The sequence below is a fragment of the Kitasatospora sp. NPDC088742 genome, assembly GCF_055584905.1.
The window spans coordinates 6,175-23,041 of the sequence record NZ_JBVJLD010000002.1 but is presented as its reverse complement, the minus strand read 5'-3'; the positions used below and the strand labels follow the sequence as shown (position 1 = coordinate 23,041).

Below are 16,867 nucleotides of genomic sequence, written 5' to 3'. Positions count from 1 at the left end.
GGGTGCCTGCGGGGCGGCGGGCGGATCGGGCAATACGCTGCGGGCAGGCACCGCCCCGTACTTGACCGACAGTTAGGAACACCGTGCGTCGCACCGCCGGTCTGCTCGCCGTCCTGCCGCTCCTCCTGCTCACCGCCTGCGGCAGCGACGGCTCGCCGTCCCAGGGGGCTTCCGGCACCGCCTCGGCCTCCGCCACGGCGGTGCCGAGCCCGGTGGCCTCGGCCTCCCCGATGCCCACCGTCTCCGGGAGCTTCGGGAGCAAGGCGACGATCACGCTGCCGGCCGGCCAGCCCAGCGGCCAGTTCGTGGTGAACACGGTGATCGAGGGCGAGGGCGCGACGGTCGCCAAGAACGACTGGGTGACCGTCAACTACACCGCCAAGGACTGGACCACCGGCAAGGACCTGACCAGTTCCTACGACTCCGGCCAGAAGCCGCAGCTCTACCAGGCGGCCAGCGGGCAGCTGGTGCCCGCCTTCGACCAGACGGTGGTGGGCAAGAAGGTCGGCACCCGGCTGCTGGTGGTGGCCCCGCCGGCGGCCGGCTTCGGCGCCACCGGCAGCGCCAACCTGGGCATCGGCGGCGGCGACACCGTGGTCTTCGTGCTGGACGTGGTGGAGGACCTGCCGCAGGACTCGACCATCGGCGGGGCCATGACCCAGCCGCCGGCCGACCTCCCGCAGGTGAAGGACAACGGCAAGGCCGCCCCGACCATCACCGTCCCGGCCGGGCCGCCCGCCCCGCCCACCGAGCTGAAGACCTCCGTGCTGGTGAAGGGCGACGGCAAGCCGGTGCAGTCCGGCCAGACCCTGGTGGTGCAGTACACCGGGGTGCTCTGGGCCAACGGCCAGCAGTTCGACTCCTCCTGGAGCCACGGCGGGGCGCAGGCGCTCCAGGTCGGCACCGGCAGCCTGATCAAGGGCTGGGACCAGGGCCTGGTCGGCCAGACGGTCGGCAGCCGGGTCGAGCTGGTGGTGCCGCCGGCCCTCAGCTACGGGGACAAGGCGCAGGCCTCGGTGCCCGCCAACTCCACCCTGGTCTTCGTGATCGACATCCTCGAGGCGGTCTGAAACCCCTGACACCGAATCGACGCTCGCGCTCTTACCGCGCCCTCATGTCCACCTGACATACTGTCGCGCACTGTGGCAGGTGTCCGTCAGGACCCGGTGAGGGCGCGGCCCGCGAGATGGATGGGGAGTCATGACTGAGAAGAGCGTCGGGGACCCGACGGCTGCACGGCCCGGCGGGCCGCTGCCGGGTGACGGTGAGTCGATCGTCGTCCCCCCGGCGATCCTGAAGCAGCAGGCGGGCTGGGGCGGGGACGAGGTGCGCCCGGCCTCCGGGGAGAAGAAGGACGAGGAGCCCCAGGTCTTCGCCTCCACGGTGCGCCGCCGGGACATGGACGAGTCCGGTTACGACGAGAACCCCGGCTCGGCCGGCAAGCTCGGCGCGATCCTGGGCACCGTGCTGGCGGTCCTGATCGTCGGCAGCGTCGTGACCTTGTACATGGTCAACAAGCCGGACTCGGACAAGAAGGCCGCCGCCGACTCGGCGCCGTCCGCCCCGGCCCAGCCGACCCCGACCCAGGCCCCGGTGCCGCCGATCAAGAACGACGCCAAGGTGCTCCCGGTCGTCACCGGTGACTTCGGCACCAAGGCGGCCATCGAGGTGCCCAAGGACGCGCCCGACGGCAGCTTCGTGGTGAAGACGCTGACCGAGGGCACCGGCCCCGAGGTCAAGAAGAACGACTGGGTGACCGTCGACTTCACCAGCAAGAACTGGGCCACCGGCAAGGACCTGGCCAACTCCTTCGACAACAAGAAGCCGCAGCTCTTCCAGGCCGGCGCCGGCAAGCTGATCCCGGCCCTGGACGACGCGGTGACCGGGCACAAGGCCGGCAGCCGGATCGTGGTGGTGGCCCCGCCGGCCGCCGCCTTCGGCGACCAGGGCAACACCCAGATGGGGGTCGGCCCGAAGGACAACCTGGTCTTCGTGATCGACATCAAGCAGGGCACCTCGCCGGACGCGGTGCTCAGCGGCGAGATGGCCGCCCCGGCCGAGGGCATGCCCGCGGTCAAGGACAACGGCAAGAAGCCGGCCACCATCACCCCCGTCCCGGGCGTGGCCGCGCCGACCGAGCTGAAGACCTCGGTGCTGATCCCGGGCAAGGGCCGGAAGATCGAGTCGGGCGAGAAGGTCGTCGTCCAGTACACCGGCGTGACCTACGCCGACGGCAAGCAGTTCGACTCCTCGCTCGACCGCGGCCAGGCCTTCGGCTTCGTCACCGGTGGCGGCGGCGTCATCGAGGGCTGGGACAAGGCCGTCACCGGCCAGACCATCGGCAGCCGGATCGAGGTCGTGATCCCGCCGGCCCAGGGCTACGGCGACAAGGCCTCCGAGAAGATCCCGGCCAACTCCACCCTGGTCTTCGTGATCGACATCCTGGACGCGGGTGTCGGCGGCGCCGACTAGTCGTCGCGTAACGTATCCCTGTTACATCACCGAACGAGAAGAGCTTTGCTGTGAGCCTTACCAAGCCGGAGATCGACTTCCCGATCGGCGACGCGCCGGCGGACCTGGTCATCGAGGACATCCTCGTCGGTGACGGTGCCGAGGCCAAGGCCGGTGCCATGGTCGAGGTCCACTACGTGGGCGTCACCTTCGAGACCGGCGAGGAGTTCGACGCCTCCTGGAACCGCGGCCAGACCTTCCGCTTCCCGCTGGGTGGCGGCCGGGTCATCAAGGGCTGGGACGAGGGCGTCCAGGGCATGAAGGTCGGCGGCCGGCGCAAGCTGACCATCCCGGCCCACAAGGCGTACGGGAACCAGTCCCCGAGCCCGCTCATCCCGGCCGGTTCGACCCTGATCTTCGTGGTCGACCTGCTCGGCGTCTGACACGTCGTCTGACACCGCGTCACCCCGAGGCCCCACCCCGCGATGCGCGGGGTGGGGCCTCGGCTTTCCCCGCGAGCACCACAGCCGGTACGGTCAGCGACAGCTGACGAACCACCCAGCTGGAAGCACCCCCGTTACCCGAAAGGTCCGCGATGGCGATCGCCAAGGCAGAGCGGCTGATGAACCTCGCCCTGTGCCTGATGAACACCAGACGTCCGCTCTCCAAGAAGGAGCTCCGGGAGTCCGTCGAGGCGTACCGGGAGGCCTGGCAGTCCGGCAGCGAAGAGGCCTTCAACCGGATGTTCGAGCGGGACAAGGACGACCTGCGCGAGCTCGGCCTGATCATCGACGTGGACGAGAACGGGCTCGACGGCGAGATGGGCTACCTGGCCCGCAAGGACCGCAACCGGCTCCCGGAGATCGCCCTGGACGCCGAGGAGGCGGCCGCGCTCACGCTGGCCGCCCGGGTCTGGCAGCAGGCCAAGATGTCCGGCGCGGCCAGCGGCGCGCTGCAGAAGCTGCGCGCGGCCGGGGTGCCGTTCACCGAGGAGCGCGAGCACAGCGCGCTGGAGCCGCGGATCCCGGCCCGGGAGGCGGCCTTCGAGCCGCTGCTCACCGCGGCCCGGGACCGACGCCCCGTCACCTTCGAGTACCGCAAGGCCGGGGCGGCCGCGGCCGAGCCGCGCTCGGTGGAGCCCTGGGCGCTGGAGTGCTGGCGCGGCCACTGGTACCTGGCCGGCTGGGACCGGGACCGCGAGGCGGCCCGGGTGTTCCGGCTGAGCCGGATCACCGGCAAGGTGAAGTCCCGGGCCGGGCAGTTCACCGGCACGGTGCCCGAGCACGTGGACGTGCGCGCGGTGGTGGCCAGGTTCGGCGGCGAGGGCGCGACCGCCTCGGCCACCGTCCGGCTGCGGCAGGGCAAGGGCTTCCCGCTGCGGACCAAGGCGCTGAGCGTCCGTGAGGGCGCGGACGGCTGGGACGAGTTGGAGATCCCGTACGGCCCGGGGCTCGCGGCCGAGGCGGCCGAGTTCGGCCCCGACCTGGTGGTGCTGGCGCCCGAGGACCTGCGGGCGGACGTCGTCGACCGGCTGCGCGCGGTGGCCGGTCTCCTTGAGGGGCAGAGTTGAGCAACGCGATCGACCAGACCCGGCGGATGCTGTCGCTGGTCACCTACCTGCGCGAGCGGCCCGGCGCCGAGGTGGCCGAGGTGGCCCGGGCGTTCGGCATCACCGAGCGCGAGCTGATCAACGACCTGAACGTGCTGCCGATGTGCGGCACCAGCTTCCGCGGCGGCGACCTGCTGGACATCGACACCGACGGCGAGCGGATCTGGTGGCACAACGTCGACGACGTGGCCCAGCCGCTGCGGCTGGCCGCCGACGAGGCCACCGCCCTCCTTGTGGCCGCCCGGGCCGTGGCTGGGCTCCCGGGGTTGCGTGAGCGGGACCGGCAGGCGCTGACCCGCGCGGTCGCCAAGATCGAGGACGCGGCCGGCGACAGCGCCGAGTCCTCGGCCCGGGTCGGGGTGACCTTCGAGGCCGAGGGCCAGGTCTTCGCCGACATCGACCGGGCGCTGAGCGAGGGCCGGCTGATCTGGCTGCGCTACTGGTCGCACGGGCGCGGTGGCATGACGGAGCGTCTGGTCGACCCGATCCGGCTGGTCACCGAGGGGCACACCTACCTCGAGGGCTGGTGCCGCACCTCGGAGGACCGCCGGGTGTTCCGGCTGGACCGGGTGGCCGAGATCAAGGTGCTGGACGAGCCGGCCGACCCGCCGCGGCTGGAGCCGCGCGACCTGTCCGCCGGTCTGGTCACCCCGGCCGCCTCCGACCCGGAGGTGGTGGTCGAGGTCGGCCCCGGCGGCCGCTGGGTGGCCGAGTACTACACCCACGACTCGGCCGAGGAGCTGCCCGACGGCGGTCTGCGGATCACCCTGCGCAGCGCGGACCCGGCGGGCCTGCGCCCGCTGGCCCTGCGGCTGGGCCGGGACGGCCGGATCGTCTCCCCGCCGGAGCTCGCCGACTCGGCGCGGGCCGCCGCGCTCGAGGCGCTCCAGGGCTACGAGGGCTGACCCGGTGACCGCGGAGGGCACCAGATTCAAGGTCTACTGCTCTCACTGCCGGGAGAAGGTGGAGCTGCCGGCCGAGGCGTTCCGGCTGGCGCTGGGCGCCACCCGGGAGCGCACGTTCTACAGCTTCCACTGCCCGGCGTGCGGCCAGGCGGTCCGCAAGACCGCCGGTGAGTCCATCGTCGAGGCGCTGACCAGGGCCGGGGTCAGCACCATGCGCCTGCTGCCGGTCGACTGACGCCGCGTCACCCGAGATCCACCCCGTAGGAGAGTCACGTGCCCTGGACCGTCGTCGCCGCCGTCCTGCTGTCCACCGCCGGACTGCTGGTGCTGGGGGTGCTGGCCGGCCGGCTCTGGCTGGACGTCAGGTCGCTGGCCCGGGAGGTCGGTACGGCCTCCCGGGCGGTGACCGAGGCGGCCGAGCGCCTGGCGCCGTGACCGGGTGGACCGGGGGGCCGGCGGCCGGGGGCCGCCACGGTCCGTCCACCGAGGCCAGGTAGCATCCGGTCGTTGTCGCAGCGTCACCCGCAGGGGCTACCATCGCCGGGAGCGGGGGAGTGCTGCCCCTGGGAGAAAGGTGGTCGCACATGCGGATCGGCGCGATCCTCATCATCGTCGTCCTCGCCCTGCTGCTCTTCGGCGCGAAGCGGCTGCCCGACCTCGCCCGGTCGCTCGGCAAGTCCGCGCGGATCCTGAAGGCGGAGGGCAAGGCGCTCAAGGAGGAGGGCAAGTCCCTCAAGGACCGGACGGTGGCCGCCGCCAAGGAGGGCGCCGCCGAGCCGATCGAGCCGGTGGAGCCGGCCCGCGTCGTCAAGTCCGCCCCGGGTGAGCCGGCCCGAGTCGAGGACCGAGCTTGAGCACGAGCGAGAAGGCCGTCAAGCCGGCCAAGGACCCCGAGGGCCGGATGGCCCTGGCGGAGCACCTGCGGGAGCTCCGCAACCGGCTGGTCAAGTCGATCCTGGCGATCCTGCTGTTCACCGTCGTGGTCGCGATCTTCTACCGTCCGGTGATCGACTTCCTGATCTCCCCGCTGCCCGCCTGCGGCCCTGACAACAAGCCGCCGCCCGGCGAGAACAAGTGCGCCCTGGTGGCGAACATCGGCCTGATGACCGCGTTCACCGTGGTGCTGAAGGTCGCGCTGACCGGTGGTGTGGTCGCGGCCACCCCGGTCTGGCTGTTCCAGCTCTGGCGCTTCGTCGCGCCCGGCCTGCACAAGAGCGAGCGCCGCTACACCGTGGCCTTCATGGGCTTCGGCATCCCGCTGTTCCTGGCGGGTGCCGCTTTCGCCTACCTCGTCATGCCGATGACGGCGGCGATGTTGATCCAGTTCGCGGGCACGGGCGTGACCTCGATCCTCACCGTCGAGGACTACCTCGACGTGGTGACCAGGATGGTGCTGGTCTTCGGCCTGGGCTTCGAGTTCCCGCTGCTGCTGGTGATGCTGAACTTCGTCGGTGTCCTCAGCGGCAAGCGGCTGCTCGGCTGGTGGCGCGGCATGGTGATGGCGATCACCGTCTTCGCGGCCTTCGCCACCCCCTCGGCCGACCCGTTCTCGATGCTGCTGCTGGCCGCGCCGATCGTGGCGCTGTACTTCATCGCGGTCGGCGTGGCGCTGATGAACGACAAGCGCCGGCTGCGGAACAACCCGGACGCGGGCCTCGACGACGAGGAGGCCTCGCACCTGGACCTCTCGGTCGAGGGTGTCGAGGGCGCCGAGGCGGTCACCGCCTCCGCCTCGCCGGAGCTGCCGTCCGCCGTCCCGGCCGCCCGCCGGGAGCAGATGGACGACATCACCTGAGGCTCCACCTGACACTGTCGTGACTGACGCACCGTCAGTTCGCCCGAACGGCCCCGGCCTGCTGGTTCTTCCAGTGGAACGGGGCCGTTTCGTCATGTCCACGGCCTTGGCAGCGCGAAAACCATGTGACATATTACTGCCGTGTCCACGAGATCCCCCCACGATGTCCTGGTGGTCGGCGCCGGTGTGGTCGGCGCCGCCTGCGCCTACTACGCGTCCCGAGCCGGTCTGAACGTCACCGTCGTCGACCGAGGCCCGGTCGCCGGCGGCACCACGGGTGCCGGCGAGGGGAACCTCCTGGTCTCCGACAAGGAGCCCGGCCCCGAGCTCGACCTCGCCCTGTACTCCACCGGCCTGTGGCGCGCGCTCGCCGAGGAGCTCGGGGAGCGGGTCGAGTACGAGCCCAAGGGCGGCCTGGTGGTCGCCTCCACCGAGGCCGGGATGGCCGCGCTGCGCGGCTTCGCCGCCGAGCAGGCCAAGGCCGGGGTGGAGTCCTCCGAGATCCCCGGTGACCGCCTCGCCGAGTTGGAACCGCACCTGGCCTCCGGGCTGGGCGGCGGCTTCCTCTATCCGCAGGACGCCCAGGTCCAGCCCGCGCTGGCCGCCGCTCACCTGCTGCGGGCCTCCGGGGCCCGCCTGCGGCTCGGCGAGACGGTCACCGGCATCCGCACCGCGCCCTCCGGCGAGGTGCTCGGGGTGACGACCGGTCAGGGCCGGATCGACGCCCCGGTGGTGATCAACGCGGCCGGGACCTGGGGCGGCGAGCTGGCCGCGATGGCCGGCGTCGAGCTCCCGGTGCTGCCCCGGCGCGGCTTCGTGCTGGTCACCGAGCCGCTGCCGAGGATCGTCCGGCACAAGGTCTACGCCGCCGACTACGTGGCCGACGTGGCCAGCGGCTCCGCCGCGCTGCAGACCTCCGCCGTGGTCGAGGGCACCCCGGGCGGGCCGGTGCTGATCGGCGCCAGCCGGGAGCGGGTCGGCTTCGACCGCACCCTCTCGGTCGAGGTGCTCCAGCGCCTGGCGGCCAACGCGGCCCGGCTCTTCCCGGTGCTGCGCACCGTCCAGGTGCAGCGCGCCTACCGGGGCTTCCGCCCGTACCTGCCGGACCACCTGCCGGCCATCGGCGCCGACCCGCGGGTGCCCGGGCTGTACCACGCCTGCGGCCACGAGGGCGCGGGCATCGGCCTGGCCCCCGCCACCGGCGAGCTGATCGCCCGTCAGCTCACTGGGCAGACCCCCGGGCTCGACCTCACCCCGTTCCGAGCCGACCGCTTCCCGCACCCTGGAGCCGCCGCGTGAGCGCCCGCACCCCCGCCGAACTGGTCGGCGCCCGGCCCCAGCCGGGGCACACCATCGACTTCGACGGCCGCCCGATCCCGGTGCTGCCCGGCCAGACCATCGCGGCCGCGCTCTGGGCCAACGGCATCCTGGCCTGGCGCACCACCCGGGTGAACGGCCGCCCGCGCGGCGCGTTCTGCGGCATCGGCGCCTGCTTCGACTGCCTGGCCACCGTGGACGGCGCGCCCAACCAGCGCACCTGCCTGATCCCCGCCGAGCCCGGCACCACCGTCACCACCCAGGAGGGCCACGGCCGTGCCGACCTCGCCGTCTGACCGCTCCCGCGACGAGCTGTACGACCTGGCCGTGATCGGCGCCGGCCCGGCCGGGCTGGCCGCCGCCGTCACCGCCTCCGCGCTCGGGCTGCGCTGCGTCCTGCTGGACGCCGGCCCGCGCCCCGGCGGCCAGTACTACCGGCACCCCGCCCCGGAGCTGGGCGCGGCCCACCCGGAGAAGCTGCACCACGGCTGGTCCGCCTTCACCAGGCTGCGCGACAAGCTGGCGGCGAGCACCGTCACCCACCTGACGGAGCACCAGGTCTGGACCGTCGAGCAGGGCACCGGCGCGCGCCCCTGGCGCCTGCACGCGCTGGCCGCCGGCGAAGCCGTACTGGTCGAGGCCGCCGCGGTGCTGCTCGCCACCGGCGCCTACGAGCGCCAACTGCCCTTCCCCGGCTGGACGCTGCCCGGCGTGGTGACGGCCGGTGGCGCCCAGGCCATGCTCAAGGCCGGCCTGGTGCTGCCCGGTCGGCGGATCGTGGTGGCCGGCAGCGGCCCGCTGCTGCTGGCCGCGGCCTCCTCGCTGGTCTCCGCCGGCGCCACCGTGCCCACGGTGGTGGAGGCCTCGAACTACCTCGGCTACGCCCGCGGCCTGACCACGCTGGCCGCCAACCCGGCCAAGCTGGTCGAGGGCGCCGAGCACGGCGCCAACCTGCTCCGCGGCAAGGTCCGGCTGCGCCGCTCCAGCGCGGTGGTCGAGGCGCACGGCACCGACCGGGTGACCGCGGTGACGGTGGCGAGGCTGGACGCCGAGTGGCGCCCGGTGCCCGGCACCGAGCGGCGGATCGAGTGCGACGCGGTGGCGGTCGGGCACGGCCTGCTGCCGCAGATCGAACTGGCCACCGAGCTGGGCGCCGAGACCGTCACCACCGCCGACGACACCGTGGCGCTCAAGGTGGACGACCAGCTGCGCACCTCGCTGCCGGGCCTCTGGGCGGCGGGGGAGACCTGCGGCGTGGGCGGCGCCGACCTGGCGATCGCGGAGGGCGCGCTGGCCGCCCGGGTGATCGCCGGGGCGCCGGTGCCGGCCTCGCTGCGCGCCCGCCGGGAGCGCCGCCGGGCCTTCGCCGGCCTGATGGCCGCCGCGCACCGGCCCGGCCCGGGCTGGACGGACTGGCTGCGCGATGACACCGACGTCTGCCGCTGCGAGGAGGTCCCGGCCGGGGCGATCCGCACCGCGGTGGAGGAGCTCGGCGCGGCCGACCCACGGACCGTCAAACTGCTCACCCGGGCCGGGATGGGCTGGTGCCAGGGCCGGATGTGCGGCCCCGCGGTGGCCTGCCTCTCCGGCGCCGCCACGCTCCGGCCCGACGCCCGTCCGCTGGCCTGCCCCGTCCCGCTGGCCCAGCTCGCCGACGGCGAACCGCACCCCTGACGCCTCCTCAGGTGGTCCACGCCCTTGTGGTCCACCGCCCGCTCTAATAAAATGTCACACCTCACCACTCAAGGAGACCCCCAAGTGTCCGCAACGCACGAGCCCACCCGTCCCTGGCGCGGCATCATGGTCGCCACCACGCTCCCCCTGCGTGACGACCTCTCCGTCGACTACGACGCCTACGGCGAGCACGTCCAGTGGCTGATCGCCAACGGCTGCGACGGCGTGGTCCCGAACGGCTCGCTCGGCGAGTACCAGGTCCTCACCGCCGAGGAGCGGGCCCGCGTGGTCACCACCGCCGTCGAGGCGGCCGGTGACGGCTCGCGCGTCATGCCGGGCGTCGCCGCCTACGGCTCCGCCGAGTCCCGCCGCTGGGCCGAGCAGGCCGCCGAGGCCGGGGCCGGCTCCGTCCTGCTGCTGCCGCCGAACGCCTACCGCGCCGACGCCGCGACGGTCCGCGCGCACTACGCCGAGGTGGCCAAGGCCGGCCTGCCGATCGTGGCGTACAACAACCCGATCGACACCAAGGTGGACCTGGTCCCCTCGCTGCTCGCCGACATCCACCAGGACGGCAACATCGTCGCCGTCAAGGAGTTCAGCGGCGACGTCCGCCGGGCCTACGAGATCGCCGAGCTCGCCCCGGGCCTGGACCTGCTGATCGGCGCCGACGACGTGCTGCTGGAGCTGGCCCTGGCCGGCGCCGTCGGCTGGATCGCCGGCTACCCGAACGCCCTGCCGGAGGCCAGCGCCAAGCTGTTCCACGCCGCCGTCTCGGGTGACCTGGAGACCGCCGTCCCGCTGTACCGCTCGCTGCACTCGCTGCTGCGCTGGGACTCGAAGACCGAGTTCGTCCAGGCCATCAAGCTCTCGATGGACATCGCCGGCCGTCCGGGCGGCCCGGTCCGCCCGCCGCGCTTCCCGCTCTCCCCGGAGATCGAGGCGGCCGTCCGCACCGCCACCGAGAAGGCCATCGCGGCCGGCCTGGTCTGACGTAGCCGACGTAGCGTCAACCCCCAGAAGTGACCAGAGGCCGGCTGCGGCGGCAGCCGGCCCTCTCCCCGAGGAGATTCCCCCATGCGCAGCCGTCACGTGTTCCACGCCGTGGACTCGCACACCGAGGGCATGCCGACCCGGGTCATCACCGGCGGCTTCGGCACCATCCCCGGGGCCACCATGGCCGAACGCCGGGTGCACTTCCAGCAGAACCTGGACGAGTTCCGCACCCTGCTGATGTACGAGCCCCGCGGCCACGCGGCGATGAGCGGCGCGATCCTCCAGCCGCCGACCCGGCCCGACGCCGACTTCGGCGTGCTCTACATCGAGGTCTCCGGCCTGCTGCCGATGTGCGGGCACGGCACCATCGGCGTGGCCACCGTGCTGGTCGAGACCGGCATGGTCCCGGTGGTCGAGCCGGTCACCACCGTCCGCCTCGACACCCCGGCCGGCCTGGTGATCGCCGACGTGCACGTCCAGGACGGCGCGGCCAAGGCCGTGACGATCCGCAACGTGCCCTCCTACTCCGTCGCCCTGGACCAGAAGATCGAGGTCCCCGGCTACGGCACGGTGAACTACGACCTGGCCTACGGCGGCAACTTCTACGCGATCCTGCCGCTGGCCGAGTTCGGCATCCCGTTCGAGCGCGAGCGCAAGCAGGAGATCCTGGACGCCGGCCTGGCCATGATGGACGCCATCAACGCGGCCGACCGCCCGGTGCACCCGGAGGACCCGTCCATCCACAGCTGCCACCACGTGCAGCTGCTGGCGCCCGGCTCCACCGCCGAGCACTCGCAGCACGCGATGGCGATCCACCCCGGCTGGTTCGACCGCTCGCCCTGCGGCACCGGCACCTCGGCCCGGATGGCCCAGCTGCACGCCCGAGGCGAGCTCCCGCTGCACCAGGACTTCCGCAACGACTCCTTCATCGGCACCACCTTCACCGGCCGCCTGGTGGAGGAGACCACGGTGGCCGGCCGTCCGGCCGTGGTCCCGACCGTCACCGGCCGGGCCTGGGTCACCGGCACCGCGCAGTACTTCCTCGACCCGAGCGACCCGTTCCCCGCGGGCTTCCTGCTCTGACCGTGCCGGGGCGGCGACGCACCGCGCCCGTCCGCGCGGGCCGCCCCGCCCCGGTCTCCTGACCCACCGTCAAGCCGCCCGACCGCCCGACCGCCCGCCGTCCGAAAGGCACCCCGTGATCACCTCGTACAACCCCGCAGACCCGGCCGACCTGGTGGTCGAGGTCGAGAGCCCCGGCGCGGCCGGGGTGGCTGCGGCCATCGAGCGGGCCCGGGCCGCCCAGTCCGGCTGGCGGGCACTCGGCGCGGCGGGCCGCTCCGCCGCCCTCTCCAAGGCCGCCGCCGCGATCGAGGCGCACACCGACGAGCTCACCGAACTGATCGTCCGTGAGGTCGGCAAGCCCGCCGTCGAGGCGCGCGGCGAGGTCGGCCGCACCGTGGCGATCTGGCGCTACTACGCGCAGGCCCCGTTCGCCTCCTCCGGCGAGGTGCACGAGCCCGCCGCCGGCGAGGGCCTGCTGCTCACCCGCCGCCGCCCGTACGGCGTGGCCGGCCTGGTCACCCCCTGGAACTTCCCGCTCGCCATCCCGACCTGGAAGGCCGCCCCGGCCCTCGCGGTCGGCAACGCCGTGGTGCTCAAGCCCGCCCCCGAGGCCACCGCCTGCGCGCTGCGCCTGGCCGAGCTGGCCGGGCTGCCCGAGGGCGTGCTGACCATCGTCCCCGGCGGAGCCGAGGAGGGCGCCGCCCTGGTGGCCGGCGCCGACGTGATCTCCTTCACCGGCTCCACCGGCGTCGGCCGCGCCGTGGTGGCCGCCGCCACCGAGCGCGGCGTCCCGGTGCAGGCCGAGATGGGCGGCCTGAACGCCGCCATCGTGCTGCCCGACGCCGACATCGCCCAGGCCGCCGCCCACCTGGCCGCCGCCATCGCCGGCTACGCGGGCCAGAAGTGCACCGCCACCAGCCGGGTGATCGCGGTCGGCGACGCCTACGAGCCGCTGGCCGAGGCGCTGGCCAAGGCGCTCACCGCGATCGCCGCGCCGGGCGCGCTCACCGAGGTCTGCGGCCCGGTCATCAACCGGCCCGCGCTGGAGCGCCTCACCACCGCCATCGACTCCGCCGTCGGCTCCGGCGCCACCGCGCTGGCCGGCGGCCACCGGATCGACCGGGACGGCTGGTTCATCGAGCCCACCCTGCTGGAGCAGGTCCCGGCCGGACACCCGTTGCGCACCGAGGAGTTCTTCGGCCCGGTGGCCGTGCTGCTGCCCGCCGCCGACCTGGACGAGGCCATCGCGGTCGCCAACGACACCGCCCAGAGCCTCTCCACCTCGGTGCACAGCCGGGACCTGGACACCGCGCTGGCCGCCGCCGACCGCCTGGACGCCGGCATGGTCCGGGTCAACGCCCCCTCCAGCGGGGTGGACTTCCACCTCCCGTTCAGCGGCGCCAAGGGCGCGGGCTACGGCGCGCGCGAGCAGGGCCAGGCCGTGCTCGACTTCTTCACCGCCCAGCGCACCGTCACCCTGCTCCCGGCCGGGACGCCCCGATGAGCTCCGTCGTGGAGACCGTCGACTACCACACCGCCGGCGAGCCCTTCCGGATCGTCACGGCCGGGCTGCCGACGGTCCCGGGCGACTCGGTCGCCGAGCGCCGGGCCATCGCGCTCGGCGCCGGCGGCACCGCCACCAACCCCCGGCCGAGCGCCCTGGACACCGTCCGGCAGCTGCTCACCCGGGAGCCGCGCGGCCACGCCGGGATGTACGGCGGCTTCGTGGTGCCGGCCGACGAAAGCGAGGCCCACTTCGGCGTCCTGTTCTGGCACAAGGACGGCTACTCCACCGCCTGCGGCCACGGCACCATCGCGCTCGGCGCCTGGGCCGTGGACTCCGGCCTGGTCGACGCCCCCTCGGACGGCGACGCCCGGGTCCGGATCGACGTCCCGTCAGGCCGGGTGACCGCCACCGTGCACCGCTCCGGCGGCGCCACCACCGGCATCACCTTCCGCAACGTCCCCACCGCCGTCTCCGCCCGGGGCGTCAAGGTGGAGACCTCCCGCGGCCCGGTCTCCGTCGACCTCGCGCACTCCGGCGCCTGCTACGCCTCGGTCCGCGCCGCCGACCTCGGCCTGACGGTCACCACCGACCGGCTGCCCGAACTCACCGCCGTCGGGCGGGAGATCCGGGCCGCCCTGGCGGACCACCCGGCCACCCGGCACGCCTCGGACCCGCGGCTCTCCGGCGTCTACGGCGTGATCCTGCACGAGGACCTGCCCGCGATCTCCTCGGGCCCCAACCAGCGCAACGTCACCGTCTTCGCCGACGGCCAGATCGACCGCTCCCCGTGCGGCTCCGGCACCTCCGCCCGGCTCGCCCTGCTGGCCGCCGAGGGCCGCCTGACCCCCGGTCAGGAGCTGCGGCACGAATCGGTCATCGGTACCGTCTTCACCGGACGGCTGGCCGGCGAACACCCCGACGGGGTGATCACCGAGGTCACCGGTACCGCCCACCGCACCGGCGAGCACCGCTTCCTGCTCGACCCGGCCGACACCCTCGGGACGGGATTCCTCCTCTGATGACCGCTCAGCTCCCCTTCCTCCCGCTCACCCTGGGCCCCGCCGAGGCGGTGGACGCGCTGGCGGCCGTCCTGCTCGACGGGCTCGACGTCGAGACCGCGCCGGCCCGCAGCAACATCCCCGTCCCGGCGGGGGAGTTGCTGCTGATGCCGGCCGCCTCGGCGCGGTTCACCGGCGTCAAGATCGCGGGTGTGGTCCCGGGCAACGCCGCCCGGGGTCTGCCCCGGATCACCGGCAGCTACCTGCTGCTGGACGGCCCGACCCTCCAGCCGCTCGCCCTGCTGGACGGCGTCGGGCTCACCTCGCTGCGCACCCCCGCCGTCACCGCCCTGGCGCTGCGTCAGCTGGCCGAGCCGGACGCCTCGCACCTGGTGCTCTTCGGCACCGGCCCGCAGGCCTTCGCCCACCTGGACGCGCTGCTGGCGATCCGTCCGCTGGCCAGGGTGACGGTGGTCGGCCGCTCGCCGGAGCCGGCCGCCGCGCTGGTCGCGTACGCCGCCTCGCTCGGGCTGACCGCGGCGCTCGGCACCGCCGACGCCGTCGCCGGCGCGGACCTGGTGGTCTGCTGCACCACGGCGCGCGAGCCGCTCTTCGACGGCGCGCGCGTCCCGGACCACGCCGCGGTGGCGGCGGTGGGCTCGCACGAGCCGGTGGCGCGGGAGGTGGACTCGGCGCTGGTGGAGCGTTCCGCGCTGTACGTGGAGTCGCGGGCGGTGGCGCTGCGGGAGGCCGGGGACCTGCTGATCCCTTCTGTGCCCGGGGATCGCCTTGCTAACCTGTCAGAACTGGTGAACGGCAAGGCAGTTGTTCCGACCGACCGGCCGCGCTTCTTCAAGAGCGTCGGCATGGCCTGGGAGGACCTGGCGGTCGCCTCCGCACAATTCGCCGCAACTGATCCGAAGTAATTCACAAATCAACGTAACGTGACATTGTACAATGGTGTCCTGCTCAGCCCCCACCGGAGGAACACCATGGCGGACCTCAAGCCCCGCGCCCTCATCTCCGTCCAGGAGCGCCTGCGCGACCAGGTCGCCCACGCCCTGCGAGCGGCCCTGATCTCGGGCGAACTCCGCCCCGGAGTCGTCTACTCGGCCCCCGCCCTCGCCGCCGACTTCGGCGTCTCCGCGACCCCCGTCCGGGAGGCGATGCTGGACCTGGCCCGCGAGGGCCTGGTCGAGGCGGTCCGGAACAAGGGTTTCCGGGTCACCGAGCTGACGGAGCGCGACCTCGACGACTACACCGCGATCCGCGCCCTGATCGAGGTCCCCACCGTCGGCCAGGTCACCCGCACCGCCACCCGCGAGCAGCTCGAGGCCCTCCGCCCCGAGGCCGAGGCCATCGTGGTCGCCGCCCGCAAGCACGACCTCATCGGCTACCTCGAGGCGGACCGCCAGTTCCACCTCTCCGTGCTCGGTCTGGCCGGCAACGCCCGCCTGGTCGAGGTTGTCGGCGACCTCCGCAAGCGCTCCCGCCTCTACGGCCTCACCCGCCTCGACCAGCGCGGCGAGCTGGTCTCCTCGGCCGAGGAGCACCTGACCCTCCTCGACCTGATGATCTCCGGCGACGCCCCCGCCGCCGAGCGCTGCATGATGGAGCACCTCGGCCACGTCCGCTCCCTCTGGGCCGCGAACGAAGAAGCCATCGACGAGCGCCCGGCTCTGCGGCTCGGCGCCCGCTGAGGTCGTACGCCGTCACCCGTTCCGGTGGTCGGTGGCTGAAGCCCTTGCCGCCGGAACGGCAGGCCTACGATGGTGTTCTCGACACCGGCCAGCCGGGAGGAACTCCGTGTCCGCAGTAGCGGTTGAGCAGCCGCATCCGACGCTGCTCGAAGCCGCCGACATGATCTCTGACCGGCTGTCCGGCCACCGGGTCGAGATCGTCGGGGGCCAGATCACCGTGACACCTCCCGCCAGCGGTGCGCATGCCCGCTCGCTCACCAACATCATGATCCCGTTCCTGGCGGCTGGACTGCACGGTGAGCAGTCGCAGGTGCTCCAGGCGGTCGGTCTCTGGCTGCCTGACGGACCGTACGACTTCGTTATCCCCGACCTCGCCGTGGTGGACGCCGACTTCGAGGAGCACAAGCTCGAGTACGGCTGCTACAACCCGGCCGTCTTCCGGCTGGTTCTCGAAGTCACGTCGAGCAACCTGAGCGACGACCTCAAGAAGAAGCCAGCCGCTTATGCCGGCGCGGGAGTGCCCGTCTACGTGATCGTGGATCGGACGAACGAGAAGGTCATGATCCTCACAGACCCGTCGGACGGGGACTACCGGGTCCACGCGGTCCGCCACCGGGGCCAGTCCTTCACTCTTCCCGAGTCGGTCGGGGCAGCCGTGACGCTCTCCGTGGACGTGATGCTCGGGCCGGTTTCCTAGTCCGCCTGCCCAGGTCGGCCGTGCCCCGCTGGCGTCGTGCGCGCAAACGGAGGTCGGTTGAGGGGGGCGGATGGGGTGGCGTCGGATTCTGCAGTGGGGGCGGGCCGGGGTCGGTGCACGGGTCGAGGTCGGTGGCGCCGGGGCGGTCGGGGTGGG

General features: G+C 73.3%; 19 protein-coding genes. All 19 read left to right on the top strand.

The window, feature by feature from the left end; genetic code table 11:
• Window positions 1-83: 83 nt before the first annotated feature.
• The 19 genes from ACZ6ZR_RS02400 to ACZ6ZR_RS02310 all read left to right on the top strand — a co-directional run bounded on the left by ACZ6ZR_RS02400 (window position 84) and on the right by ACZ6ZR_RS02310 (window position 16,711).
• Entirely contained in the window at window positions 84-1,070 is a 987-nt protein-coding gene (locus ACZ6ZR_RS02400; protein ID WP_465638541.1) for an FKBP-type peptidyl-prolyl cis-trans isomerase, read from the top strand.
• A gap of 130 nt (window positions 1,071-1,200) precedes the next feature.
• The gene (locus tag ACZ6ZR_RS02395; RefSeq protein WP_465638540.1) at window positions 1,201-2,472 is read left to right on the top strand and encodes an FKBP-type peptidyl-prolyl cis-trans isomerase; all 1,272 of its coding nucleotides are present in this window, start codon (window positions 1,201-1,203) and stop codon (window positions 2,470-2,472) included.
• Between the two features lie 50 nt (window positions 2,473-2,522).
• Window positions 2,523-2,894 (top strand): FKBP-type peptidyl-prolyl cis-trans isomerase, encoded by a 372-nt coding sequence (locus tag ACZ6ZR_RS02390; RefSeq protein WP_465638538.1) that lies wholly within the window; start codon window positions 2,523-2,525, stop codon window positions 2,892-2,894.
• A gap of 152 nt (window positions 2,895-3,046) precedes the next feature.
• Entirely contained in the window at window positions 3,047-4,021 is a 975-nt protein-coding gene (locus ACZ6ZR_RS02385; protein ID WP_465638536.1) for a helix-turn-helix transcriptional regulator, read from the top strand.
• A 26-nt stretch (window positions 4,022-4,047) separates the two neighbouring features.
• Window positions 4,048-4,965 (top strand): helix-turn-helix transcriptional regulator, encoded by a 918-nt coding sequence (locus ACZ6ZR_RS02380; RefSeq protein ID WP_465639185.1) that lies wholly within the window; start codon window positions 4,048-4,050, stop codon window positions 4,963-4,965.
• A gap of 4 nt (window positions 4,966-4,969) precedes the next feature.
• Window positions 4,970-5,200 (top strand): hypothetical protein, encoded by a 231-nt coding sequence (locus ACZ6ZR_RS02375; RefSeq protein WP_465638535.1) that lies wholly within the window; start codon window positions 4,970-4,972, stop codon window positions 5,198-5,200.
• 38 nt (window positions 5,201-5,238) lie between these two features.
• Entirely contained in the window at window positions 5,239-5,400 is a 162-nt protein-coding gene (locus ACZ6ZR_RS02370; protein WP_465638533.1) for a hypothetical protein, read from the top strand.
• Between the two features lie 149 nt (window positions 5,401-5,549).
• Complete coding sequence (gene tatA, locus ACZ6ZR_RS02365; protein ID WP_465638531.1) at window positions 5,550-5,819, top strand: Sec-independent protein translocase subunit TatA; 270 nt, start codon at window positions 5,550-5,552, stop codon at window positions 5,817-5,819.
• Complete coding sequence (tatC, locus tag ACZ6ZR_RS02360; RefSeq protein ID WP_465638529.1) at window positions 5,816-6,760, top strand: twin-arginine translocase subunit TatC; 945 nt, start codon at window positions 5,816-5,818, stop codon at window positions 6,758-6,760. The genes tatA and tatC overlap by 4 nt, the downstream gene beginning before the upstream one ends.
• 141 nt (window positions 6,761-6,901) lie before the next feature.
• Entirely contained in the window at window positions 6,902-8,059 is a 1,158-nt protein-coding gene (locus tag ACZ6ZR_RS02355) for an NAD(P)/FAD-dependent oxidoreductase (RefSeq protein WP_465638527.1), read from the top strand.
• Window positions 8,056-8,373, top strand: a complete 318-nt coding sequence (locus ACZ6ZR_RS02350; RefSeq protein ID WP_396295450.1) for a (2Fe-2S)-binding protein — start codon at window positions 8,056-8,058, stop codon at window positions 8,371-8,373. The genes ACZ6ZR_RS02355 and ACZ6ZR_RS02350 overlap by 4 nt, the downstream gene beginning before the upstream one ends.
• Entirely contained in the window at window positions 8,354-9,751 is a 1,398-nt protein-coding gene (locus ACZ6ZR_RS02345) for an FAD/NAD(P)-dependent oxidoreductase (RefSeq protein WP_465638525.1), read from the top strand. Before ACZ6ZR_RS02350 ends, ACZ6ZR_RS02345 begins: the two co-directional genes overlap by 20 nt.
• Before the next feature lie 126 nt (window positions 9,752-9,877).
• On the top strand, window positions 9,878-10,741 hold the full coding sequence (locus ACZ6ZR_RS02340; RefSeq protein ID WP_465639183.1) for a dihydrodipicolinate synthase family protein: 864 nt from the start codon (window positions 9,878-9,880) through the stop codon (window positions 10,739-10,741).
• A gap of 84 nt (window positions 10,742-10,825) precedes the next feature.
• Window positions 10,826-11,827, top strand: coding sequence for a proline racemase family protein (locus tag ACZ6ZR_RS02335; RefSeq protein WP_465638523.1), 1,002 nt, complete (start codon window positions 10,826-10,828; stop codon window positions 11,825-11,827).
• Window positions 11,828-11,942: 115 nt separating this feature from the next.
• Window positions 11,943-13,313 (top strand): aldehyde dehydrogenase family protein, encoded by a 1,371-nt coding sequence (locus ACZ6ZR_RS02330; RefSeq protein WP_465638521.1) that lies wholly within the window; start codon window positions 11,943-11,945, stop codon window positions 13,311-13,313.
• A complete protein-coding gene (locus ACZ6ZR_RS02325; protein WP_465638519.1) occupies window positions 13,310-14,335 on the top strand; it encodes a proline racemase family protein in 1,026 nt (341 codons plus the stop codon). The genes ACZ6ZR_RS02330 and ACZ6ZR_RS02325 overlap by 4 nt, the downstream gene beginning before the upstream one ends.
• Window positions 14,335-15,240, top strand: a complete 906-nt coding sequence (locus tag ACZ6ZR_RS02320) for an ornithine cyclodeaminase family protein (protein ID WP_465638518.1) — start codon at window positions 14,335-14,337, stop codon at window positions 15,238-15,240. The genes ACZ6ZR_RS02325 and ACZ6ZR_RS02320 overlap by 1 nt, the downstream gene beginning before the upstream one ends.
• Window positions 15,241-15,306: 66 nt before the next feature.
• Window positions 15,307-16,014 carry a GntR family transcriptional regulator gene (locus tag ACZ6ZR_RS02315; protein ID WP_465638516.1) on the top strand — a complete coding sequence of 236 codons (708 nt, stop codon included), beginning with the start codon at window positions 15,307-15,309 and terminating at the stop codon, window positions 16,012-16,014.
• 106 nt (window positions 16,015-16,120) lie between these two features.
• Window positions 16,121-16,711 carry a Uma2 family endonuclease gene (locus ACZ6ZR_RS02310; RefSeq protein WP_465638514.1) on the top strand — a complete coding sequence of 197 codons (591 nt, stop codon included), beginning with the start codon at window positions 16,121-16,123 and terminating at the stop codon, window positions 16,709-16,711.
• Window positions 16,712-16,867: the final 156 nt, after the last annotated feature.